General features: G+C 64.0%; 21 protein-coding genes and 1 tRNA gene. 15 read left to right on the top strand and 7 right to left on the bottom strand.

The window, feature by feature from the left end:
- Nucleotides 1-214 precede the first annotated feature (214 nt).
- A complete protein-coding gene (locus A9K65_RS08110) occupies nt 215-1498 on the top strand; it encodes a hypothetical protein (RefSeq protein WP_064993057.1) in 1284 nt (427 codons plus the stop codon).
- Nucleotides 1499-1595: 97 nt separating this feature from the next.
- Here the strand turns inward: A9K65_RS08110 and A9K65_RS08105 are convergent.
- Nucleotides 1596-1680, bottom strand: a tRNA-Leu gene (locus tag A9K65_RS08105).
- A 274-nt stretch (nt 1681-1954) separates the two neighbouring features.
- Between A9K65_RS08105 and A9K65_RS08100 the strand changes: the two genes are divergently transcribed.
- A complete protein-coding gene (locus A9K65_RS08100) occupies nt 1955-2542 on the top strand; it encodes a YqaA family protein (protein WP_013529435.1) in 588 nt (195 codons plus the stop codon).
- A gap of 34 nt (nt 2543-2576) precedes the next feature.
- Nucleotides 2577-3095 (top strand): disulfide bond formation protein B, encoded by a 519-nt coding sequence (locus tag A9K65_RS08095; protein ID WP_013529434.1) that lies wholly within the window; start codon nt 2577-2579, stop codon nt 3093-3095.
- Between the two features lie 470 nt (nt 3096-3565).
- Here A9K65_RS08095 and A9K65_RS08090 read toward each other — a convergent pair whose 3' ends face one another.
- Together A9K65_RS08090 and A9K65_RS08085 are read right to left on the bottom strand one after the other, a co-directional pair.
- Nucleotides 3566-4123 carry an HNH endonuclease gene (locus A9K65_RS08090; protein WP_006328497.1) on the bottom strand — a complete coding sequence of 186 codons (558 nt, stop codon included), beginning with the start codon at nt 4121-4123 and terminating at the stop codon, nt 3566-3568.
- 128 nt (nt 4124-4251) lie between these two features.
- Nucleotides 4252-4893 (bottom strand): DNA-3-methyladenine glycosylase, encoded by a 642-nt coding sequence (locus A9K65_RS08085; protein ID WP_013529433.1) that lies wholly within the window; start codon nt 4891-4893, stop codon nt 4252-4254.
- Nucleotides 4894-4967: 74 nt separating this feature from the next.
- Here A9K65_RS08085 and gluQRS point away from each other — a divergent pair, with 74 nt between their 5' ends.
- Nucleotides 4968-5843, top strand: a complete 876-nt coding sequence (gene gluQRS / locus A9K65_RS08080; protein ID WP_064993102.1) for a tRNA glutamyl-Q(34) synthetase GluQRS — start codon at nt 4968-4970, stop codon at nt 5841-5843.
- Nucleotides 5844-5989: 146 nt separating this feature from the next.
- Nucleotides 5990-6886 carry a DMT family transporter gene (locus A9K65_RS08075; RefSeq protein WP_063169083.1) on the top strand — a complete coding sequence of 299 codons (897 nt, stop codon included), beginning with the start codon at nt 5990-5992 and terminating at the stop codon, nt 6884-6886.
- A 70-nt stretch (nt 6887-6956) separates the two neighbouring features.
- On the opposite strand, the gene A9K65_RS08070 is transcribed toward A9K65_RS08075, so the two are convergent.
- Nucleotides 6957-7808 (bottom strand): YihY/virulence factor BrkB family protein, encoded by an 852-nt coding sequence (locus A9K65_RS08070; protein ID WP_013529430.1) that lies wholly within the window; start codon nt 7806-7808, stop codon nt 6957-6959.
- A gap of 55 nt (nt 7809-7863) precedes the next feature.
- On the opposite strand from A9K65_RS08070, the gene A9K65_RS08065 reads away from it, so the two are divergent.
- The 7 genes from A9K65_RS08065 to A9K65_RS08035 all read left to right on the top strand — a co-directional run bounded on the left by A9K65_RS08065 (nt 7864) and on the right by A9K65_RS08035 (nt 13504).
- Nucleotides 7864-8730 carry an SDR family oxidoreductase gene (locus A9K65_RS08065; RefSeq protein WP_084015606.1) on the top strand — a complete coding sequence of 289 codons (867 nt, stop codon included), beginning with the start codon at nt 7864-7866 and terminating at the stop codon, nt 8728-8730.
- Between the two features lie 24 nt (nt 8731-8754).
- On the top strand, nt 8755-8946 hold the full coding sequence (locus A9K65_RS08060) for a twin transmembrane helix small protein (protein WP_013529428.1): 192 nt from the start codon (nt 8755-8757) through the stop codon (nt 8944-8946).
- A 25-nt stretch (nt 8947-8971) separates the two neighbouring features.
- Complete coding sequence (locus A9K65_RS08055) at nt 8972-9553, top strand: cob(I)yrinic acid a,c-diamide adenosyltransferase (protein WP_013529427.1); 582 nt, start codon at nt 8972-8974, stop codon at nt 9551-9553.
- 28 nt (nt 9554-9581) lie between these two features.
- The gene (locus A9K65_RS08050; protein WP_064993058.1) at nt 9582-10382 is read left to right on the top strand and encodes a rhomboid family intramembrane serine protease; all 801 of its coding nucleotides are present in this window, start codon (nt 9582-9584) and stop codon (nt 10380-10382) included.
- A gap of 198 nt (nt 10383-10580) precedes the next feature.
- Complete coding sequence (locus A9K65_RS08045; RefSeq protein ID WP_013529425.1) at nt 10581-11330, top strand: electron transfer flavoprotein subunit beta/FixA family protein; 750 nt, start codon at nt 10581-10583, stop codon at nt 11328-11330.
- 158 nt (nt 11331-11488) lie between these two features.
- Nucleotides 11489-12418 carry an electron transfer flavoprotein subunit alpha/FixB family protein gene (locus tag A9K65_RS08040; RefSeq protein ID WP_024503779.1) on the top strand — a complete coding sequence of 310 codons (930 nt, stop codon included), beginning with the start codon at nt 11489-11491 and terminating at the stop codon, nt 12416-12418.
- Between the two features lie 207 nt (nt 12419-12625).
- Entirely contained in the window at nt 12626-13504 is an 879-nt protein-coding gene (locus A9K65_RS08035) for a 3-hydroxybutyryl-CoA dehydrogenase (protein ID WP_013529423.1), read from the top strand.
- A 56-nt stretch (nt 13505-13560) separates the two neighbouring features.
- On the opposite strand, the gene A9K65_RS08030 is transcribed toward A9K65_RS08035, so the two are convergent.
- From A9K65_RS08030 to A9K65_RS08020, 3 genes are all read right to left on the bottom strand, one after another.
- Nucleotides 13561-15624 (bottom strand): PAS domain S-box protein, encoded by a 2064-nt coding sequence (locus A9K65_RS08030; RefSeq protein WP_084015608.1) that lies wholly within the window; start codon nt 15622-15624, stop codon nt 13561-13563.
- Between the two features lie 134 nt (nt 15625-15758).
- Nucleotides 15759-16397, bottom strand: coding sequence for an NrsF family protein (locus tag A9K65_RS08025; RefSeq protein ID WP_013529421.1), 639 nt, complete (start codon nt 16395-16397; stop codon nt 15759-15761).
- Nucleotide 16398: 1 nt separating this feature from the next.
- Nucleotides 16399-16935 (bottom strand): sigma-70 family RNA polymerase sigma factor, encoded by a 537-nt coding sequence (locus A9K65_RS08020; RefSeq protein ID WP_064993059.1) that lies wholly within the window; start codon nt 16933-16935, stop codon nt 16399-16401.
- Nucleotides 16936-17196: 261 nt separating this feature from the next.
- Between A9K65_RS08020 and A9K65_RS08015 the strand changes: the two genes are divergently transcribed.
- The 3 genes from A9K65_RS08015 (at nt 17197) to A9K65_RS08005 (ending at nt 21038) form a co-directional block, all read left to right on the top strand.
- Nucleotides 17197-18204 carry an iron ABC transporter substrate-binding protein gene (locus A9K65_RS08015; protein WP_013529419.1) on the top strand — a complete coding sequence of 336 codons (1008 nt, stop codon included), beginning with the start codon at nt 17197-17199 and terminating at the stop codon, nt 18202-18204.
- A gap of 174 nt (nt 18205-18378) precedes the next feature.
- Nucleotides 18379-19959 carry an iron ABC transporter permease gene (locus A9K65_RS08010; protein ID WP_064993105.1) on the top strand — a complete coding sequence of 527 codons (1581 nt, stop codon included), beginning with the start codon at nt 18379-18381 and terminating at the stop codon, nt 19957-19959.
- Nucleotides 19956-21038, top strand: coding sequence for an ABC transporter ATP-binding protein (locus A9K65_RS08005; RefSeq protein WP_013529417.1), 1083 nt, complete (start codon nt 19956-19958; stop codon nt 21036-21038). The genes A9K65_RS08010 and A9K65_RS08005 overlap by 4 nt, the downstream gene beginning before the upstream one ends.
- Nucleotides 21039-21048: the final 10 nt, after the last annotated feature.

Below are 21048 nucleotides of genomic sequence, written 5' to 3'. Positions count from 1 at the left end.
TTCTGGAAGGATGGCACATTTTCGCTGCAATATTTGACACAGAGGTGGCCGGGACTTTACTTCGATTACCCAAGAGGCAAGCGCTAAGATCGACTTCCGCTTCAAAAAAACGAGATTTCTTGCAGCAATTTTCCGGTGAAACCCGGCAAGATCTACTCGCATTCTTGTCCTTGATGCACGATAGTCTAGTGATTCGGTCCGCGATGAGAGAAAAATGTCGCTGAATCATGAGGCCAACGGCGCCCGGCACATCAGTGCGAACGACAGCGCCGTTGTCCGAAGGGCCGACGAAGACTTCGAAGAACTGATTCGAAGCATCCGAGCCGCCACGCATCAAGCTTTGCCTCTCTTCGAAGAGGAGCCCGTGACCGGATTGGCCCAGTCAGACACGCTGGCCGCCTCCCTCGGCTCGACTTCGGCCCGGACGGGCTCGAGTCAGGCCCACGCCATGCGCGGCTCCTCGCTCTTGTCCAACGATGACGACTTGGCGTGGTCGTTGGTTGAGGACTATGTGGCCAGGCTCGATGCGCAAACGCACGATGCCGACGCTCCCGATACGGACAAATGGGACTTGCAGGAAGAGGTGGCGAAGCTGCAACGCTTGCAGGATCGCACCTCGAAAGAGCTTGGGCGAAAATCGCGCGAGCTATCGATCGCAAGCAAGACCATCGCCGACCTGGAGGTCCAACTCAACAGGGCACGGCAGACCATTGCGCAGGCGGATAGGCATGCCGGCCAGCGCGCAACACGGTTCCTCGAAGCGAATGTCGAGGTCGAGCGCCTGGGACGGAACCTGGCGCGCGTGTCGGGGCAACTCCGCGGCGAGACCATGGCCAGGCAAGCCGCCGAGCAGGCGCGTGAGGACGTTGCATCGCGGCTCGCCAGCTTGCAACAGGCCGCCATGCTGCTTCGTTCCAAGGTCGCGGACTATCAGCTCCACAACGAACGACTGACCGGCAAACTATCTGCGCAGATGCTTGTACAGCAGGACCTGCAAGCGCGGCTGTCCACGGTCGAGCATCAGCGCGGCGTTCTCGGCGATTGCGCCGCCGCCGCGCAGGAACGGGCCGTGGAACTTGAAAAGAGGTTGCGCTCGCTCCAGCGCAGCGCCCCCGATCAAAGCGTGGTCCGCGCAACGCCGAGCGCCGGGCAGCGCGCCGAGGACGTGGCCGAGCATCGGCGCCAAACCTCGGAAACCGAGATTGCGAATTTACGCCAGGAGCGCGACGCGGCGCGCCGGGACTGTGGCGCGGTGAAGGTTCAACTCGCCGATCTCCGCTTGCGCGGCATGACCGACGAACTCGCGCATGCCCGTTGCCGCAACGAGAACCGCCAGCTTCACCAAAGGCTGGAAACGCTGACACGCCAGGATCCGCCCAGCGGACCGGCAGCCGATGACAGCGCCGACCTAGAACGGACATTCGACGAATTGCTGGCAGCTGGCGAGATCGGCCCAGCCAATGACGGCGACCCCAGCGTGGCGCGCAAAGCGTGTTGATCGCCTGCTGAGACGTATCGGGAGCCAAAGCGACCGTGACGCCCTTCGTCTATTGAACTTCGAGTGGCCTGCCACCCGAAGCTCGGAGAGCGAAGGGTGGTGCCCCTAGCCGGGATCGAACCAGCACTCCTTGCGGAACTCGATTTTGAGTCGAGCGCGTCTACCAATTCCGCCATAGGGGCTCAGGCCGGGCGGCCTGGATGGCGCGGGACTATACGGTTGCAGGCCTGTTCGTCAACTGGCCAATTCCTCGTCGCCCCGGATGCGACCAAACTGCGCCTTTCGATTTCGTGACGGGGCTGCCATTGTGCAGCGCGGAAAATCTTTCTAGACAGGCGGCGCATCAAAGCGCGGCACGTCTGCGGGGACGGATGGCGTGCGCTGGGTCTTTGTTCTGTGCATGCCGTTACACCCCAACCTGCCTGCGCAATTGAACGACACGCATTAGGAGTGCCGATGCTTCGCGGACTTTACGACTGGACCCTGTCGCTGGCGGCCCGCAAATCCGCCGAATGGTGGCTGGCCTTCATCGCCTTCGTCGAAAGCTCGGTGTTCCTGGTGCCGGCCGACGTGCTCTATCTGCCGATGGCGCTGTCGCGGCCGGACCGCGCCTACCGCTATGCGCTGATCGCCACCGTCGCCTCGGTGCTGGGCGGCATCGCCGGCTGGTTCATCGGCCACTATGCCTATGACGCGGTCGCCAGGCCGATCCTCGAATTCTACGGCAAGTACGACGAGTTCGAGCAACTGCGCGCGGGCGCCGGCGTCGGCTTCATCGTCCTGATGCTGATCACATCGGGTGCCGCCCACCTGCCGCCGATCAAGGTGGTGACGATCCTGTCCGGCGTCATCGGCGTCAATTTGCTGCTGTTCATCGTGCTGGCGATCGTGGCCCGCGGCGCCCGCTTCCTGCTGCTCGCCTGGCTGCTGCGCCGCTATGGCGAACCGATCCGCGAATTCATCGAAAAGCGCCTCGGTCTGATCGCCGGCGCCGGCGCGGTTGCCCTGATTTTGCTCTATATCCTGGTCAAATACGCGTTCTGAACATTACCATTGCGAGCCGGACGGACCGATTGAAATGACAGCGACCATGAATGCCGACACCGGACGCCAGCGCACGCTGACCGCCTTGTTCCTCGCCGTCGCCATGGCCGCCACTGTCGGCTCGGCGCTCGGCTTCCAGTATCTCGGCGGCTACATCCCCTGCCACCTCTGCCTCGAACAGCGCACACCCTACTATATCGGCGTGCCGCTGATGGTGCTGGCGGTGATTGCGTCGATGCTGCACGCACCCAGCTGGCTGACACGCGGCCTGCTGGCCGTCGGCGGCATCCTGATGCTCTACGGCCTCTATCTCGGCGTCTACCACTCCGGCGTCGAATGGCAGTGGTGGGCCGGCCCGACCGATTGCACGGCGGGCGCCGGGCCGGTCGACACCGGCGGCAAGGGCGTGCTCGACGCGCTCGACAAATTCGTGCCGCCATCCTGCGACAAGGCCGCCTTGCGCATCCTCGGCCTGTCGCTGGCCGGCTGGAACGCCATCGCCAGCCTGATCCTCGCCGCCGTCGCCTTCCGCGGCGCCCTCACCCGCGACTAAGCCAATTCGATTGAACGGCGTGACGCAGAGTTCGCGCAAAAATTCGCCGGGCTGAGTCGGATAGGCGCGGCTTTCGACATCCGAGCCAAGTCGACCCCCACTCCGTCTCGGCTTCGCCGAGCCACCTCTCCCCCGATCGACGGCGTAGAGGAAGGGCGCGAGCCTGTTGTAGCCAGGACTCCTCTAAGAGAGGCTCCCTTCCTCTCCCTCCGGGGGGGAGAGGTGGCGCTGCGAAGCAGCGACGAAGTGGGGGAAGCCGGTCCTTAAGCGCGAAGCGGCTGATAAGTGAGCGCGACTGAGCCCGCGATATCGGGGAGCGTCAGATTATCATGGTCTGAGGAACCCGTGAGCACCGGCCTATGCCGACCGTAGCCTTAACCGCCACGAACACCACGAGTGCTTCGGCCTGCGAAGGCCGGAAGCGCAGACAATTGCTCCAGACGGCCAGCCTCCCGACTTCTCGAACGATCTCAGGGTTCGAGTTCGACATCCCAGTACAGATAATCCATCCAGCTTTCGTGCAGATGGTTGGGCGGGAACAGGCGGCCATTGTTGTGCAGATCGTGAACCGTCGGCTGGAAAGGCTTCTGCAGCGGCCACATCTTGGCATGCGCCGGCATCATGCCGCCCTTCCTCAAATTGCACGGCGAGCAGGCGGCAACGACATTCTCCCACGTCGTCGCGCCGCCGCGATGGCGGGGGATGACGTGATCGAAGGTCAGGTCCTCCGGCGTGCCGCAATATTGGCACTGGAAGCGATCGCGCAGGAAGACGTTGAAGCGGGTGAAGGCCGGGTGCCTGGAGGGCTTCACATAGGCCTTAAGACTGACAACGCTCGGCAGCTTCATCGAGAAGGTCGGCGAGGAGACGGCGTGCTCGTATTCGGCGACGATGTTCACCCGGTCGAGGAACACCGCCTTGATGGCGTCCTGCCACGACCAGAGCGACAAGGGGTAATAGCTGAGCGGACGGTAATCCGCATTCAGCACCAGTGCTGGAAGCCCATCCGGAGATACGGCAACCGTCACGTGTTCACCTCCTTGGTTCTAGACCCGAACGGCACGGATACTGTAAGCCCGACATGACAGGGATGTGAAGCGGATTGTCGCGTCGCTGAAGCGCCAAAAATGCATGATTTTTATGATTTTTCGCGGATTCAGGCCGGTGGCGCGGCGTCCCGCCCTCTGGTTTCACGATAATAGGACCAGAAAAGCCGCGATGCGACACCTCGCCACGGGCTCCATGATTCGGCCAATGCGATCAGCGTTTTCTCCGGCGGACGCGGCTCGATGCCGAGCGCGTGGCCGACCGCGCTCTGCAGCGCGACATCACGCGCGGGGAAAATGTCGGGGTGCCCGGCGGCAAACAACAGGTACACTTCCGCCGTCCACGGGCCGATGCCGGACACCGCCGTCATCGTCGTGATCGCCTCCTCGGCATCGAGCGAACAGAGGTGATGCAGGTCGAGGCCGTCGACCACGGCCTGCGCAATTGCGATCAGGCCGCGCTGCTTCGGCCGCGACAGGCCGGCCTCGCGAAACATGTCCTCGCCGGCGGCCAGGATCGCCTGCGGCGTCAGCGGATCGACGAGCTTGGTCAGCCGGCCGAAGATCGCATCGGCGCTGGCGCGGGACACTTGCTGCGAGACGACGATCGACGCCAGGCTTCGAAACCCCGGTTCGGACAGCCGCAGCGGCACCTCGCCGGCCATGCCGCGCACCTTTTCCAGGCGCGGGTCGATCACGCAAAGCGCATCGAGCCCCCGGGCAATGTCGTCTGATGTCGCGATACGCTGCATGCTTTCTTGTTCCTGAACCGGCAGCACGGTAGCAATTGGCAAAACCGCCGCACAACCCGATTGCCGCCGCAGAGATGACACTCCTGACATTCCGCTTCGCGCCCAGCCCCAATGGCGACCTGCATCTCGGCCACGCCTATTCGGCGCTGCTCAACCAGAAGCTGGCGGCACGGGCGGACGGCCGCCTGCTGCTGCGCATCGAGGATATCGACACGACGCGCTGCACGCCGCAATTCGAGGCCGGCGTGCTTGCCGACCTGAAATGGCTGGGGCTTGGCTGGGAAGAGCCGGTGCGCCGCCAGTCCGAGCATTTCGCCGAATACCAGGCGGTGCTCGAGCGGCTGGTCCGGGAGGAACTCGTCTATCCCGCCTTCATGAGCCGTGGCGAGATCCGCGCCTTCATCGCCGACAGCGAAAAGCGTGGGCGCGATTGGCCGCGCGATCCCGATGGCGTGCCGCTCTACCCCGCCGCGGACAAGGCGCTGCCAGTCAAGGAACGCCAGCGGCGGATCGCCGGGAATGCGCCCTTCGCCTGGCGGCTGGATGTCGATGCCGCCTTGGCGCGTGTCGGCAAGGACCTGTCTTGGACCGAATTCGCCGACGAGACGCTTTCCGCGACACGCTCGATCGAAGCCCGTCCGCAGGACTGGGGCGACGTGATCGTGGCGCGCCGCGATATCCCGACCAGCTACCACCTCGCCGTCGTCATGGACGATGCCCTGCAAGGTGTCAGCCACGTCGTGCGTGGCCAGGATCTGTTTTCCGCCACCGGCGTGCAGCGCCTGCTGCAGCAACTCCTGGGACTGCCGCAACCCGCCTATTTCCATCATCGTCTCATCCTCGGGCCCGACGGGCGAAAACTGTCGAAGAGCCTGGGCGATACCGGCCTTGCCGCCTTGCGCCATGCCGGCGCATCGCCTGACGACATCAGGCGAATGGTCGGGCTTTGAGCTCGGTGAGACCAAGAAGCCACCCCCAGATGGGCCGGCGTTGAATTCCGGTGATCTATGGATCAACCGTTTCGCTTTGCGCGCCGGGGTGAACGGGATTAGAGCATCGCCACGGCAATTCTCTCCAGTGCGGCGGACTCCGGAACATGCACAGCATCAAGCGGTTCATTCCCGCCACCTTCGTCGTTCTGTGGGCGACCGGCTTCATTGGCGCACGCTACGCCATGCCATGGGCGGAGCCGTTCACCTTCCTCGCCGCGCGGTTCGTCATCGCCGCCATCCTGCTGGCCGTCCTGATGCTTGTATTGGGTTCGAAAAAAGCCACCCGCGAGGAGGCGCTGCATGCCACCGGCGCGGGCATCCTGATGCATGGCGTCTATCTCGGCGCTGTGTTCTGGGCCATCCACAGGGGCATGCCGGCCGGCTTTTCGGCCCTCATCGTCGGCCTGCAGCCGCTGATCACGGCGGTGCTGGCCGGCAAATTCCTCGGCGAGGCGATCCTGCCGCGTCACTGGCTTGGCCTTGGCATCGGCCTCATCGGTATCGTCATCGTGCTGTGGCCGAAGCTCGGCGCGCTCGGCGGCGGCGTGACCGCGGCGACATTGACCGCCTCGCTGGTTTCGGTGCTCGGCATGAGCGCCGGCACCATCTGGCAGAAGCGCTTTGCCTCCGGCGGCGACCTCGTCGCGGCGACCATGTGGCAATATGTCGGCGGTGGCTCGCTGATGCTCGTCGCCTCCCTCGCCTTCGAAACCCACACGGTCGTCATCAATGGCGAACTCATCTTCGCCATGGCCTGGCTGGTGCTGGTGCTGTCGCTCGGCGCCATCTTCCTGCTGATGGTGATGATCCGCGACGGCGAGATGTCGAAGGTCGCCTCGCTGTTCTACCTGGTGCCGGCGGTGACGGCGATCATCGCCTGGGCCCTGTTCGACGAGCAGCTCAACGCACTTCAGATTGCCGGCATGGCGATCACGACATTCGGCGTCGGCCTGGCAACGGCGCGGCAGGCCAAGGGAAGAACTGTGGAATTGAGAAATTGAGAAAGAAGCACAGACAGCGCCGGATATGGCCCGCTTTTTCTCCAATTCTTCAATTCCTCAATTCGACCTGTCATCCCACCCGCGCACGCGCCTCCAGATAGCGGCTGATCGCGGCATTGAGCTCGCCGCCGAGGATGAAGATCGCCGAGACCATGTAGAGGAAGACCACGGCGATCATGATCGAGGCCAGGCCGGCATAGGTCGTCACATAGGACGAGAAGTGGTCGAGATAGGTGGCGAAGATGGTCGAACCGATAAGCCATGCCGCCAGCGTGAAGACGATGCCCGGCACCAGCGAGACGAAGCGGCGCTTGCCCGCCGGCAGCCAGAAATGGACGGCAAACAATCCGCCGACAATGACCGCCGAAGCGATGACGTAACGCCATAGCGTAATGGTGCCCATATAGGGCTTGATCCAGTCGATATGGGCTTCCGCGAGCCGCGCCAGCAGCGGCGCGAACACCAGGAGCACGCTGATCGCCAGGAAACCGGCCGTGGCGATGAGAACGAAGATGATGCTCTGCACCCGGCGGTAGATGATGCCGCGCGTTTCCGAGACGCGGTAGGCGCGGTTGAGCGACGTGCGCAGCGCCTCGATGCCGTTCGACGCAAAATAGGCCGCAAGCACCACACCATAGGTCAAAAGGTCGGTGCGCCTGACGGTCAGCACATTGAGCACTTCGCGCGCGATCGGCTTGGCGATCTGTTCGGGCCAGGTGTCGAAGACCAGATGCACGGCCGTGTCGGAGAACGCCTGCGCGCCGAGGAAGCTCGCCAGCGTCGTCGCGAAGATCAGGAACGGGAACAGCGCCATCAGCGAGGTGATCGCTAGATGGCTGGCCATCGCCCAGCCGTCATCGGTGTTGAAATGGCCAAGTGCGTCGTAGAGGACCCGCTTGAGGGCTACGATCTTCCGCAACAAGAACCGCGCCCTCCAATTGTCTCCACGCCGGGAATATGGGAAGGGATTGCGGCAAATGGCAACCCTTGGCGAAACCACGAACAGTCCGGCGCAGAAGTTGCGCTCGATTATCATCACCGGTGCGTCTTCGGGAATAGGCGCGTACTGCGCCCGCGCGTTGAAGGCGGAAGGCTGGCGGGTGTTCGCAACGGCGCGCAAGCCACAGGACCTCGCCGCGCTCGAAGCCGATGGCATCGAGGCCTTCTATCTCGATTATTGCGAGCCGGACTCCATCGCCGCGCTGGTGGCGGCGGTGCTCGACCGCACCGGCGGCCGCCTCGACGCCCTGTTCAACAACGGCGCGTATGCGCAGCCGGGCGCCGTCGAGGATCTGCCCGTTGCCGCGCTCAAGCAGCAGTTCGAGGCGAATTTCTTCGGCTGGCATGATTTGACCCGCCGGCTGGTGCCGGTGATGCGCCGCCAGGGTCAGGGCCGCATCGTCCACTGCTCGTCGATCCTTGGCCTCGTGCCGGTGCGCTTTCGCGGCGCCTATTCGGCGTCGAAGCACGCACTGGAGGCCTTAATGCTCTGCCAGCGCCAGGAACTGGCGGGCAGCGGCGTCCACGTTTCGCTGATCGAGCCGGGGCCGGTGAAGTCGAAGATCGCCAGCAATGGCCTCATTTGGTTTCTCAGCAACATCGACCACGAGAATTCCGTGCACCGCGTGGACTATGCGGCGCAACTCGAGCGACTGCGGGCCGGCGGCAGCCAATCGGCCTTGAAGCCAGGGCCGGAAGTGGTTCATGCGGCGCTGCGCCATGCACTTCTGTCGCGGCGCCCACGCCCGCACTATGTGGTAACAGTGCCCGCCAGGATCGGCGCGGTGCTCAGACGCATCCTGCCGGCATCGATGCTTTACCGCCTGATGGCCAAACGCGCCTGAACGCCAACCAACTGGAACGAAGCAATGGCAACCGTCTTCAACATTCTCGCCATTCTGGTCATGGTCGCCGTTGCGGTCGTGCTTGTTCGCGGCCTCATCAACATGATGCGCGGCGGCTCCGGCGTCACCTCGAACAAGCTGATGCAGGCACGAGTCATGCTGCAGGCCGTGGCGCTGGTGCTGATCCTGCTGGCGGTGTATTTCACCCGCAAGTGAGGATGCCGGCGGCCGGGGAGGCGAAATGGTCAAGCTCAACAAGATCTACACCCGCACCGGCGATGATGGCACCACGGGTCTCGGCACCGGCGAGAGGCGGCTGAAATCCGATCTGCGGGTAGAGGCCTACGGCACGGTCGACGAGGCCAATGCCTGCATCGGCATCGCAAGGGTCCACACGGCCGCGGCCCATCCCGCGATCGACGCCATGCTGTCCCGCATCCAGAACGATCTGTTCGATCTCGGCGCCGATCTCGCCGTACCCGACGACGGCAAGCCGCTCGGCTATGAGCCGCTTCGCATCGTCGCCGTGCAGACCGACCGGGTCGAAAAGGACATCGACCTTCTCAACAAGGAGCTTCAGCCGCTCAAATCCTTCGTGCTCAATGGCGGCACAGCGGCGGCGGCGGCACTTCACCTTGCCCGCACCGTGGCAAGGCGAGCCGAAAGGCTGATGGTCGCACTGGCCCAGGACCCGAACGAGCACGTCAACCGCGACGGTCTGAAATACATCAACCGCGTCTCGGATTTCCTGTTTGTCGCCGCCCGGGCGGTCAATGACAACGGAAACGCCGACGTGCTATGGGTTCCCGGCAAGAACCGCTGATTGTCGAAAGCGGAAGAGGGCCTGGGGCATGTTCATCCCGCTTTACGACACCAACAGGCTGCGCCACATCCGCCTGCAATATGTGACCATCGGGCTGATCGTGGTCAACGCCCTGGTCTACCTCGCCACCGCGCTCGGCGGCGAGAGTTTCTCCAATGCCGCCGTGCTTGGTCTCGGCTTCATCCCGTCGGTCGTCCATGACACCGCCGAGCTCGATCCCCGTTTTATCGTCATCCCCGAAAGCCTGAGCTACCTCACCTATTCCTTCCTGCATGCCGACATCTTCCACCTCGGCGGCAACATGCTGTTCCTGTGGGTGTTCGGCGACAATGTCGAGGACGCGCTCGGTCACATCCGCTACCTCATCTTCTACCTGTTGTGCGCGATCGCCGGCGCCGCCTTCCAGGGCCTCGTCGCCTGGAACTCGCAGGTGCCGCTGATCGGTGCCTCGGGCGCCATCGCCGGCGTGGTCGTCGCCTATCTGATCCTTTATCCCAGGGTGAAGGTCTGGGTGTTGGCCTTCGCCCGCATCCCGCTGCGCATTCCGGCCTTCATCCCGCTCATCCTGTGGGTCCTTTTCCAGGTGGTGATGTTTGCCGCCGGCGGCGAGGATCAGATCTCCTGGGCCTGCCATATCGGCGGCATCATCGCCGGCGCCGTTCTGGTGCTTGTCTTGCGTAGCCGCGGCGTGCCGCTGTTTGCCGGCGCCGACGAAGACGTCGCGCCCGCCGCGCCCGACCAGCCGCCGGTTGCCACGGAACCGTTGATCCCCGATCAACCCGCCGCGACACCGCGCTGGGGACGCGGAAACGCTTCCAGTTCGGACTGAACCGATTTGAGCCACTTGCAGCGTATTGACGTGCAGGGTTGCCGCAACTACGGAAACGTCTCCGCCGCAACCTAAGGCGGGCAAAGACCAGAATTTCCATCCGGCCAGAATTTCCACCTGGAATGTCGGCTTTCGACAACTCAGAACGGGCGCAGGCTGTTATAGCGCGCCCAATTAGCGTGAAGAGGTGACAGGCAAATGAAGATCCTTGTGCCCGTGAAGCGGGTTGTGGATGCGAACGTCAAGGTTCGCGTGAAGGCTGATGGTTCGGCGGTGGAGCTCGCCAACGTCAAGATGGCGATGAACCCGTTCGACGAGATCGCGGTTGAAGAAGCGATCCGGCTGAAGGAAGCTGGCAAGGCGGAAGAAATCATCGTCGTCTCGATCGGCCCGCAGCAGGCGCAGGAAACCCTGCGCACGGCGCTCGCCATGGGCGCTGACCGCGCCATCCTGGTCAAGACCGACGAACAGACCGAGCCGCTCGGCGTCGCCAAGGTGCTGAAGGGCGTCGTCGACGCCGAGCAGCCCGGCCTCGTCATCCTCGGCAAGCAGGCGATCGACGACGATTCCAACCAGACCGGCCAGATGCTGGCGGCACTGTTGGGATGGGCGCAGGGAACCTTCGCCTCCAAGATCGTGCTCGACGGCGACAAGGCCAAGGTGACGCGCGAAGTCGATGGCGGCCTGCAGACGGTGGAACTGAAGATGCCGGTGATCGTCACCGCCGACCTTCGCCTCAACCAGCCGCGCTATGCCTCGCTGCCCAACATCATGAAGGCCAAGAAGAAGCAGCTCGACGAGAAGAGCCCGGCCGACTACGGCGCCGACGTCAAGCCGCGGCTGAAGGTCATCAAGACCGAAGAGCCGAGCGGCCGCAAGGCAGGCGTCAAGGTCAAGAGCGTCGCTGAGCTGGTCGACAAGCTGAAGAACGAAGCCGGCGTGCTGTAAGGAAATCCGATGAGGCCGGCCTGCAAACGGCTGGCTTCTCCGCTTCCGGTGCTCACGTACAGAAGTACGCTCCGCTCCGGTTCTCGAAACCAACCGTTTTCGACTCGGCCTGACCGGATTTCAGGGAGCCGCGAAGACGAAAGTCAGGAATATCATCAATGGCTATTCTTCTGATTGCAGAACACGACAACGCAACCCTTTCCGACCAGACCGCCAAGGCGCTGTCGGCCGCGCTGCAGATCGGCTCGGACGTGCATGTGCTGGTTGCCGGCAAGGGCGCCAAGCCGGCAGCCGACGCTGCCGCCAAGCTGAAGGGCGTGAGCAAGGTGCTGTTGGCCGAGGCCGACGAGCTTGCCGAGCGTCTGGCCGAACCGACGGCAGCGCTCATTGTGTCGCTGGCGGGCGCCTACGACACCATCATCGCGCCGGCGACCTCGTCGGGCAAGAATGTCGCGCCGCGCGTGGCTGCGCTCCTCGATGTCGCGCAGGTGTCCGAGATCATCGAAGTCGTATCGCCCGACACCTTCAAGCGGCCGATCTATGCCGGCAACGCCATCCAGACGGTGCAGTCGAGCGACGCCAAGAAGGTGATCACCGTGCGCACCGCCTCCTTCCAGGCAGCCCCCGAGGGCGGCTCGGCAGCCGTCGAGACCGTTAAGGCCGCGGCCAATCCGGGCCTCTCCACCTTCATCGAGAACAAGCTTTCCGAGACCGACCGTCCGGAGTTGACCTCGGCCAAGATCATCATCTCGGGCGGCCGCGCGCTGGGCTCCTCGGAGAAATTCCAGGAGGTCATCCTGCCGGTTGCCGACAAGCTCGGCGCCGCGGTCGGCGCTTCCCGCGCCGCCGTCGACGCCGGCTATGCGCCGAACGATTGGCAGGTCGGCCAGACCGGCAAGGTGGTTGCCCCCGATCTCTACATCGCGGTCGGCATCTCCGGCGCCATCCAGCACCTTGCCGGCATGAAGGATTCCAAGGTCATCGTCGCCATCAACAAGGACGAGGAGGCGCCGATTTTCCAGGTTGCCGACTACGGCCTCGTCGGCGACCTGTTCGTCATCCTGCCGGAACTGCAAAAGGCGCTTTGACGCTTTCTGCCAAAGCGTATTAAATGGTGAGGGTGGGGTAGACGAAGTCGCCCCGCCCTTTTAGTTTGCACCGCACAAAAAGCAGGCCGCAAAGGCTGAAAGCAATCCAGCAAAGTGCGCAGCGGTTTTGCGTCCGGGATTGCGGTAAAATAAAAGGTGGAGCGCTTTCGCAGTTCAAGCGGAAGGGTTCAGGACGGGATCGGTGTAATGAGCAAGATCGAGACGATCGGCATCATCGGCGCGGGCCAGATGGGTGGCGGCATCGCCCATGTCTCCGCGCTTTCAGGCTACAAGGTATTGATCTACGATATCTCGCCCGACCGCATCGAGAAGGGCATCGCCACGATCAGCGGCAACATGGCCCGCCAGGTGGGGTCCGGCAAGCTCGACGAGAAGGTGCGCAACGATGCGATGGGCCGCATTTCGGCCGCGCCCGCGATGGCCGATCTTGCGGGTGCTGACCTGGTGATCGAGGCGGCGACCGAGGACGAGACGGTCAAGCGCAAGATCTACGCCCAGCTTTGTCCGCAGCTCAATCCCGAAGCCATCCTGGCGACCAACACCTCGTCGATCTCGATCACGCGGCTTGCCGCGCAGACCGACCGGCCCGAGCGGTTCATCGGCATACATTTCATGAACCCGGTACCGCTGATGAAGCTGGTCGAACTGGTGCGCGGCATCGCCACCGAGGACCAGACCTTCGAGGCAGCCAAAACCTATGTGAAGCAGCTCGACAAGACGATCACGGTCTCGGAGGATTTTCCTGCCTTCATCGTCAACCGCATCCTGCTGCCGATGATCAACGAGGCGATCTACACGCTCTATGAGGGTGTCGGCTCGGTCGACGCCATCGACACGGCCATGCGGCTCGGCGCCAACCATCCGATGGGGCCGCTGCAGCTGGCTGACTTCATCGGGCTCGATACCTGCCTGTCGATCATGCAGGTGCTGCATGACGGCCTGTCGGACTCCAAGTACCGCCCTTGCCCGCTACTGGTGAAGTATGTCGAGGCCGGCTGGCTCGGCCGCAAGACCGGGCGCGGCTTCTACGACTATCGCGGCGAGCATCCCGTCCCGACGCGCTGAGCGGATCGTCGGCGCAAATCAGGGACAAGCCTTTCGGTTCAACGGCGACGGGTCTATCAGGAGGCCACCGCCAGTGGCTCTGTCCGGCCATCCACGATCTGTTGTGCGTCGGGCGCCACGGAGACACAGCCACGGCCCGCCGCCTTGGCGGCATAGCAAGCCGCATCGGCCCTGGCGATGATCTCGTCGACCTCGCCACAATTGGCATTGATCGCAGCCAACCCGATGCTGGCGCCGATCACGTGAGGACGGCCGTCCCAGGTGAAGTCTAGCCCGCCGATCGCATCGATGATGGAGCGCGCCGCGATCTTGGCGCCGGCTGCCGAACCCGATTTCAAAATGACCGCGAATTCGTCGCCGCCGAGGCGAGCGACGATGTCGTCTGGACCAAGCACGCCGCGAATAGCCACGGCAACCCGCTTCAGCAGCGCGTCTCCCGCCGCGTGGCCACCCGTGTCGTTGACCAGTTTGAAGTGGTCGAGGTCGATGAACATGAACTGATGTCCGGCGCCTCCGACCGACCTTGTCGTGTCGCCGACCGACCTTGTCGTGTCGCCGACCGACCTTGTCGTGTCGGCGGTGCCGTCCTTGCGCGCCTGGTCGACGAGGTCCTCCATGGCGCGGATGAAGCTGGAGCGGTTGGCAAGGCCGGTCAGCGCATCGTGTGCCGCGGCGTGGGCGAGCTGGCGCTGCAGCGCGCGCGCATCGGTAAAGTCCTGGAAGACGATGACCAGCCCGCAGAATTCGTGGCGGTCGTTGACGATCGGCGACACCACCTGGCGGATGCTGCAGCGCGTGTCGTCGCGCCGGATGAGGACGGCGCGGCTGTTCTGGTCGGCGGGCGCATGAACGCCAACCGCGGGCCGGGTCACGCCGATCCTGTGCCCCGTCTCCTCATCGACCGCCCAGTAGACATGGCCAAGCATCTTGCCGAGAGCCTCGCCGCCGGCAATCCCGGTCAGCTTTTCGGCGACCGGGTTCATGAAGGTGATACGGTTTGCGGCATCGGTGCAGATCACGGCATCGCCGATCGATTGCAGCGTCACCCTCAGCCGCTCCTTTTCATCGGCAAGCATTGCCGCCGACACGGTGAGGCGCTCTTCGGCCTCCTTGCGGCGGGTGATGTCGGTCAAGCTGCCGATGGCCCTGATCAGCCGTCCATCCTCATCACGTTCGATGGCCTTGCCGCGGTCGAGGATCCACACCCAGTGGCCATCCTTGTGGCGCATCCTGAACTCGGCCTCAAAGAACGGTGTCTTGCCCTCGAGATGAGCGCGATCCGCTTCGGCGACAGTCTCGCGATCATCAGGATGGATCATCGTCAGCCAGCGGTCGGTGTCGCCATCGAGCTCGCCATCCGCATAGCCCAGCATCTTGACCCAGGTCGAGGAATAGGTCGTGCCGCCCTTGCGCATGTCGAGGTCCCAGACGCCCTGGCCGGCGCCGGCGAGCGCGAAATTCCAACGCGTTTCCGCTTCGGCAATGCGCGCCTCGGCCTGCTTGCGAGCGTCGATGTTTTCGATTTGCGAGACGAGATAGAGCGGGCGGCCGCTGGTCTCATCGCGAATGACCGAACCGGCAAGATGGGCCCAGACAGGCGTTCCGTCCTTGCGGAGATAGCGCTTCTCGAAATGGAAGGAATTGACCGTGCCCGCCTTCAGATCGTCCATCGTCTTCCGCCCGATCTGCTGGTCGTCGGGATGCGTGATCTGGAAGAAAGTCAGCGCCTCGATCTCTTCGCTTGTGTAGCCAAGCATGGCCGCGAAGGCCGGATTGGTCTGGCGGATGCGCCCATCGAGACCGACAACGACGATACCGATCGCTGAATCCTCCATGGCGCGGCGGAAGCGCAGCTCGCTCTCGGCGATCTGTTGGCGATCCATGCTGATCCTGCGGGTGGACAGGGCGGCGAGGAACAGCGCGCCCGCCGCCACTGCCATCGCGATCTGCAGGCAGAGTTTCAAGGCTTCGGTGCCCAGGTCCAGGTGCGACAGCAGGATCGAGGCCGCCAGCACGCCCAGGCCGGCGACGAGCAACGCCAGCCCTGCACGCCCAAGAGATTCTCGGCTGGTCAATCCTCGCCACATCACGATACGTGCCACCCCCGTGCGCAAACGCATGTTCTCGCCTCAACCTTGGCGGATCGATTTTAAGGAAAGGTTGCGTCAGGCATTCCGGTGCCATCGCTAACCGGCAAACAATTGCCGGCATGATTAAGGATCGGTATGCGCGAGCGGGCGAGCGTGGCGCAACGCTACCAGCGCACGAAAAACCGTCCGCCGAGCGCGCCAAGCAATGCGAGCGCTGCAATCGCTATCGTGTACCAGGTGGCGACGAAAAGCGGCGAATCGTCGAAGCAGTGGGCGGCATAGAAGGTTGCCGCCAGCCCGCCGGCGAGCAGGCCTGCCACCGCACCGGCAAGCACCGGCCGTGTCGGCGCCCCGTAGCGCAGCATCCACAGGAAGATGGCAAGCGGACCGAGGCCGATCAGCGGGATGAATGCCATGCAGATCATCATGTTGGAGCCGACCATTTTGGTTCCCCACAGCGCCTCCGGCACCATGAAAAGCTCCAGAACCACCGCCACGGCTACCAGCACTGGCGCCGCAGCCATCCCAACCATTGCCCGGCCCGTTGATGCACCCGGCGTCGACAAGGCACGGATCAGGGCGAAGGCGCTGACGGCAAGCACGATGGTGAAGACGAATTTGGAAAGGAAGCGCATCGTGTGCGCGGCCGCCATGAAATCCGGGCGTGGGCCGATGGTCAGCAGGAAAACGACGGCCGCGATCACCGCTGCCGCACCGGCGGCCAGCCACCAGGCCGATTGCAGCGGCATCGCCTTGCTGGTTGCATCGGCGTCCAGCGCCTTGATGAGATCGTCCGTTCTCATGTCATTCCCGCCCGAATCGCTTGGCTATCGCGGCAAGTCCGCGATGCAGCGACACCCGCACCGCCGTCTCGCTGATGCCGAACTTTGCCGCCGTCTCGCCGATGGACCGCCCTTCCACCGACACGGCCGAGACCACGGAGCGCTGAGCCGGCGACAGACCGTCCAATGCACGGTTGATGTCGCGCTCGCTGACGGTCTCGGTTTCCGGCTCGGCGAACGTCTCGGCGATATCGTCGACGTCGATCTCGATGCGCCGTCCGCGCCGCCTGAACGCATCGATCAGCTTGAAGCGGGCAATCGCATAGACCCACGGCAACACCGGCGCATCCTGACGCCAGGTATGCCGTTTCACATGAATGGCCAGCAAGGTTTCCTGCACGACATCCTCGGGATCGACCCCGCCCTGCACGATCTTGCGCCTGGCAAAACCGCGAACCAGCGCGGCAATCCGGTGCAGAAAGTCGGCGTAAGCCCTTTCATCTCCCGCGATCGCGGCCCGCATCAGCCGGGAAAGTTCGGCCTCGTCCTTGCCGCTCACAAGAGTTCACTCCCCGATTTTCGCGTCTCGGCGCTGATTTGTTACGTGGCCGGCGAAATAATGTCCAAGCCAAACTGTCGGCAAGTCACGAAAGTTTGCGGCACCGCCGAACCGTGAGCATCACGCGGAATTGTCCGTTCGGCACCGACCTTTGCACGTCAGCGACCGATTGAAGCACACCAACAATGTTGACTATAGCTGTCATGTATCGATAGGTGCAGCCGTGACAGACCTAGGACCCCCGAAATCGAGGACAATGCCATGAAATACGCTCTTTCCACCCTCGCCGGCGCCGCCGCGCTGGCAATCAGCCTCATCGCCGGTCCGGCAAAGGCGGAAGAGGATGGCATCATTGTCTACAACGCCCAGCACGAAAGCCTGACCAAGGCGTGGGCCGAAGGCTTCACCAAGGAAACAGGCATCAAGGTCACCGTGCGCAATGGCGGCGACAGCGATTTCTCCAACCAGATCGTCGCCGAGGGCGCTGCTTCGCCCGCAGACGTCTTCCTGACCGAAAACTCACCGGCCATGGCGCTGGTCGAAAGCGCCGGCCTGTTCGCGCCGGTCGACGCGGACACGCTGGCGCAGGTTCCCCAGGACTATCAGCCGGCCAGCGGCAAATGGGTCGGCGTTGCCGCGCGCAGCACGGTCTTTGCCTATAACAAGACCAAGCTGACTGCCGACCAGTTGCCCAAGTCGATGCTGGACCTCGCCGATCCGAGCTGGAAAGGCCGTTGGGCCGCCTCCCCCTCGGGCGCTGATTTCCAGGCCATCGTCAGCGCCCTGCTCCAGCTCAAAGGTGAAGCCGCTACCGCCGACTGGCTGAAAGCGATGAAAACCAATTTCACCGCCTACAAGGGCAACAGCACGGTGATGAAGGCGGTCAATGCCGGCGAGATCGAAGGCGGCGTGATCTATCACTATTACTATTTCGGCGATCAGGCCAAGACCGGCGAAAACAGCAAGAATGTCGCGCTGCACTATTTCAAGAACCAGGATCCGGGCGCCTTCGTCTCGATCTCCGGCGGCGGTGTGCTGGCTTCGAGCAAGCATCCGAAGGAAGCCCAGGCGTTCCTGAAATGGCTGACAGGCAAAGGCGGTCAGGACGTGCTGAAAACCGGCGATTCCTTCGAGTACGCGGTCGGCAAGGGTGCGGACTCCAACCCGAAGCTGGTGCCGCTCGCCGATCTGCAGGCGCCGAAGGTCGATGCCACGACGCTGAACTCCAAGAAGGTGACCGATCTGATGACGGCAGCCGGCTTGCTTTAGTTGCCATTCGTCCTAAAAGGACACCCGACCACGCTCCCGCGGGAATTCGCCTTCCGCGGGAGTGATTTTGTTTTTCGAGATGGCATTCGTCGATGACGACACGCTGTGTTCCCGACCGCGATCGCGGTCTTTCAATTGCTGCCGCTGGACGGCAACGGCACGGCGTCTGACCTGATGCAGTCCGCGGTCGATCTCGCGCATTCGGGCCTGCCTTCGGGCACAGGCCGAAGGGCTCGGCGACGCGCACCGCTTTGGCTGGTCCTCGCCGCCATCTTCGTTGCGCTGCTGGCGCTGGTGCCGCTTGCCTTCATCATCTGGATCGCGGTGCAGACCGGCTGGGAAACAGTCTCGGCACTGGTCTTCCGGCCGCGTGTCGGCGAGCTTCTGGTCAACACTGTCCTGCTGGTCGCGCTCTCGGTGCCGATCACCATCGTGCTGTCGGTTTCGCTGGCCTGGTTGACCGAGCGCAGCGACCTGCCGGGCGCCCGGCTCTGGGCCTGGCTGTGCGTGGCGCCGCTCGCCATCCCGGCTTTTGTGCACAGCTATGCCTGGGTCACCATGGTGCCGGGACTGCACGGCCTGTGGGCCGGCGTGCTGGTTTCCGTGATCGCCTATTTCCCGTTCCTGTATCTGCCGGTGTCGGCGGCGTTGCGCCGTCTCGATCCCGCCCTGGAAGACGCCGCCGCCGCACTCGGACTTGGGCCCCGGCGCGTGTTCTGGCGGGTCGTGCTGCCGCAATTGCGGCTCGCCATCTGCGGCGGCTCGCTGCTGGTCGGCCTGCATCTGCTGGCCGAGTACGGCCTCTATGTCTTCATCCGCTTCGACACCTTCACCACGGCGATCGTCGACCAGTTCCAGTCGACCTTCAATGGACCGGCCGCCAACATGCTGGCCGGCGTGTTGGTCAGCTGCTGCTTCGTGCTGCTCGGCCTCGAAGTGCTGGTGCGCGGCGAGGAGCGCTATGCCCGTGTCGGCTCCGGCGCGGCGCGCCATCAGCAACGCACAAGCCTCGGACGCGCCACCCTGCCTAGCCTGCTCTTGCTTGTCGTCATCACGCTTTTGGCGCTCGGCGTGCCGTTCGTCACCATTGGCGGCTGGCTTGCCGCCGGCGGCTCCGCTGTCTGGCGCTTGGACGAGATCGGCCTGGCGCTTGGCCAGACGCTGTTCCTGGCGCTCGCCGGCGCGTTGCTCGCCACCGTCGCCGCCATGCCGATGGCCTGGATCTCGATCCGCGCGCCGGGGCCATTGCAGCGTCTTCTGGAGGGCTGCAACTACATCGTCGGCTCGCTGCCCGGGGTCGTCATCGCACTGGCGCTGGTCACCATCACCGTACGCATCGCGCTGCCGCTCTACCAGACCTTGTTCACCATCCTGGTTGCCTATGCGCTGATGTTCCTGCCGCGCGCGCTGGTCAGCCTGCGGGCATCGATCGCGCAGGCGCCGGTCGAGCTCGAACGCGCCGCTTCCAGCCTCGGCCGGCCGCCGCTGCAGGCGCTGTGGTCGACGACGATCCGCCTGTCGGCGCCGGGTGCCGCGGCCGGCATGGCCCTGGTGGCGCTCGGCATCATGAACGAACTGACCGCCACCCAGATGCTGGCACCGAACGGCACCCACACGCTGGCGATGGCTTTCTGGTCCTACAGTGGCGAGATTGATTATGCCTCGGCGGCACCCTACGCCTTCATCATGGTGGCGATGTCGCTGCCCTTGACCTGGCTGCTCTATGTCCAGTCGAAACGGATGGCCGGACGATGAGCTTTCTCGAAATCAGCGGCCTGCACAAGCAATACGGTCCCGTGGCGGCCCTTGCCGGCGTCGACCTGAGCGTCGCCAGCGGCAGCCGCACGGCGATCGTCGGTCCTTCCGGTTGCGGCAAGACGACCCTGCTGCGGCTGATTGCCGGCTTCGAGGCTCCGGACCAGGGCCACATCACGCTCGACGGTGCCATATTGGCCAACGGCGGCGCTGCGGTGCCGGCGTATCGCCGAGGCATCGGTGTGGTGGCGCAGGATGGTGCCCTGTTTCCGCATCTGACCATTGGCGACAATATCGGTTTCGGCATGGGCCGCGGCGAGGACAAGCGCGCTGAGCGCATCGTCGAGCTCGCCTATATCGTCGGGCTCGACAAGGCGATCCTCAAACGCCGCCCGCACGAGCTTTCCGGCGGCCAGCAGCAGCGTGTGGCGCTGGCCCGGGCCATGGCGATGAAGCCCAGGCTGATGCTTCTCGACGAGCCGTTCTCGGCGCTCGATACCGGCCTGCGCGCCTCGATGCGCAAGGCGGTGGCCGAGCTTCTGGAGGCCGCCGGCATCACCACCATCCTGGTGACGCACGACCAGGCCGAAGCGCTGTCCTTCGCCAGCCAGGTCGCGGTGATGCGCGACGGCAAGTTCTCGCAAATCGGCACGCCGCGCGAGCTCTATCTCAAGCCGAAGGACAGGATGATCGCCGAATTCCTCGGCGACGCCATCATCCTGCCGGCCAAGATATCAAATGGCTTCGCCAACTCGCCGCTCGGCCGCATCGCGGTCGACACCCATGACAGCCGCGATATCGCCCGCATCATGCTTCGCCCGGAGCAGATCGCGCTGAAGAGAACGTCGCGCGAGGGTATGTCCGGCACCTCGGACATGCTGTTCGGCGAGGTGACGGAATCCGAATTCGCCGGCTCGATGTGCACGGTCGCGGTGCGGCTCTTGAACAATGCCGATCCGCCCGATGCGGCAGCGATCGGCAACACGCCGCTGGTCCTGCGCAAACCGGGCATGGACGCGCCGGCGGTCGGCGAGATCGTCCGGCTGACTGTATCGGGAAAGGCGCATGTCTTCGCCTGAACGCCGCGTG

Source organism: Mesorhizobium sp. WSM1497 (genome assembly GCF_001672455.2).
Lineage (GTDB): Bacteria > Pseudomonadota > Alphaproteobacteria > Rhizobiales > Rhizobiaceae > Mesorhizobium > Mesorhizobium ciceri.
The sequence above is the reverse complement of the archived record's forward strand: the minus strand, read 5'-3'. Positions and strand labels throughout refer to the sequence as shown.

What these genes read in the sequence shown, in the direction of transcription:
- A9K65_RS08110 (WP_064993057.1), top strand. Translation starts at nt 215, where the DNA reads ATGTCGCTGAATCATGAGGCCAACGGCGCCCGGCACATCAGTGCGAAC.
- A9K65_RS08100 (WP_013529435.1), top strand. Translation starts at nt 1,955, where the DNA reads ATGCTTCGCGGACTTTACGACTGGACCCTGTCGCTGGCGGCCCGCAAA.
- A9K65_RS08095 (WP_013529434.1), top strand. Translation starts at nt 2,577, where the DNA reads ATGACAGCGACCATGAATGCCGACACCGGACGCCAGCGCACGCTGACC.
- A9K65_RS08085 (WP_013529433.1), bottom strand. Translation starts at nt 4,893, where the DNA reads ATGCAGCGTATCGCGACATCAGACGACATTGCCCGGGGGCTCGATGCG.
- gluQRS (WP_064993102.1), top strand. Translation starts at nt 4,968, where the DNA reads ATGACACTCCTGACATTCCGCTTCGCGCCCAGCCCCAATGGCGACCTG.
- A9K65_RS08075 (WP_063169083.1), top strand. Translation starts at nt 5,990, where the DNA reads ATGCACAGCATCAAGCGGTTCATTCCCGCCACCTTCGTCGTTCTGTGG.
- A9K65_RS08065 (WP_084015606.1), top strand. Translation starts at nt 7,864, where the DNA reads ATGGCAACCCTTGGCGAAACCACGAACAGTCCGGCGCAGAAGTTGCGC.
- A9K65_RS08060 (WP_013529428.1), top strand. Translation starts at nt 8,755, where the DNA reads ATGGCAACCGTCTTCAACATTCTCGCCATTCTGGTCATGGTCGCCGTT.
- A9K65_RS08055 (WP_013529427.1), top strand. Translation starts at nt 8,972, where the DNA reads ATGGTCAAGCTCAACAAGATCTACACCCGCACCGGCGATGATGGCACC.
- A9K65_RS08050 (WP_064993058.1), top strand. Translation starts at nt 9,582, where the DNA reads ATGTTCATCCCGCTTTACGACACCAACAGGCTGCGCCACATCCGCCTG.
- A9K65_RS08045 (WP_013529425.1), top strand. Translation starts at nt 10,581, where the DNA reads ATGAAGATCCTTGTGCCCGTGAAGCGGGTTGTGGATGCGAACGTCAAG.
- A9K65_RS08040 (WP_024503779.1), top strand. Translation starts at nt 11,489, where the DNA reads ATGGCTATTCTTCTGATTGCAGAACACGACAACGCAACCCTTTCCGAC.
- A9K65_RS08035 (WP_013529423.1), top strand. Translation starts at nt 12,626, where the DNA reads ATGAGCAAGATCGAGACGATCGGCATCATCGGCGCGGGCCAGATGGGT.
- A9K65_RS08030 (WP_084015608.1), bottom strand. Translation starts at nt 15,624, where the DNA reads ATGCGTTTGCGCACGGGGGTGGCACGTATCGTGATGTGGCGAGGATTG.
- A9K65_RS08025 (WP_013529421.1), bottom strand. Translation starts at nt 16,397, where the DNA reads ATGAGAACGGACGATCTCATCAAGGCGCTGGACGCCGATGCAACCAGC.
- A9K65_RS08015 (WP_013529419.1), top strand. Translation starts at nt 17,197, where the DNA reads ATGAAATACGCTCTTTCCACCCTCGCCGGCGCCGCCGCGCTGGCAATC.
- A9K65_RS08010 (WP_064993105.1), top strand. Translation starts at nt 18,379, where the DNA reads ATGCAGTCCGCGGTCGATCTCGCGCATTCGGGCCTGCCTTCGGGCACA.
- A9K65_RS08005 (WP_013529417.1), top strand. Translation starts at nt 19,956, where the DNA reads ATGAGCTTTCTCGAAATCAGCGGCCTGCACAAGCAATACGGTCCCGTG.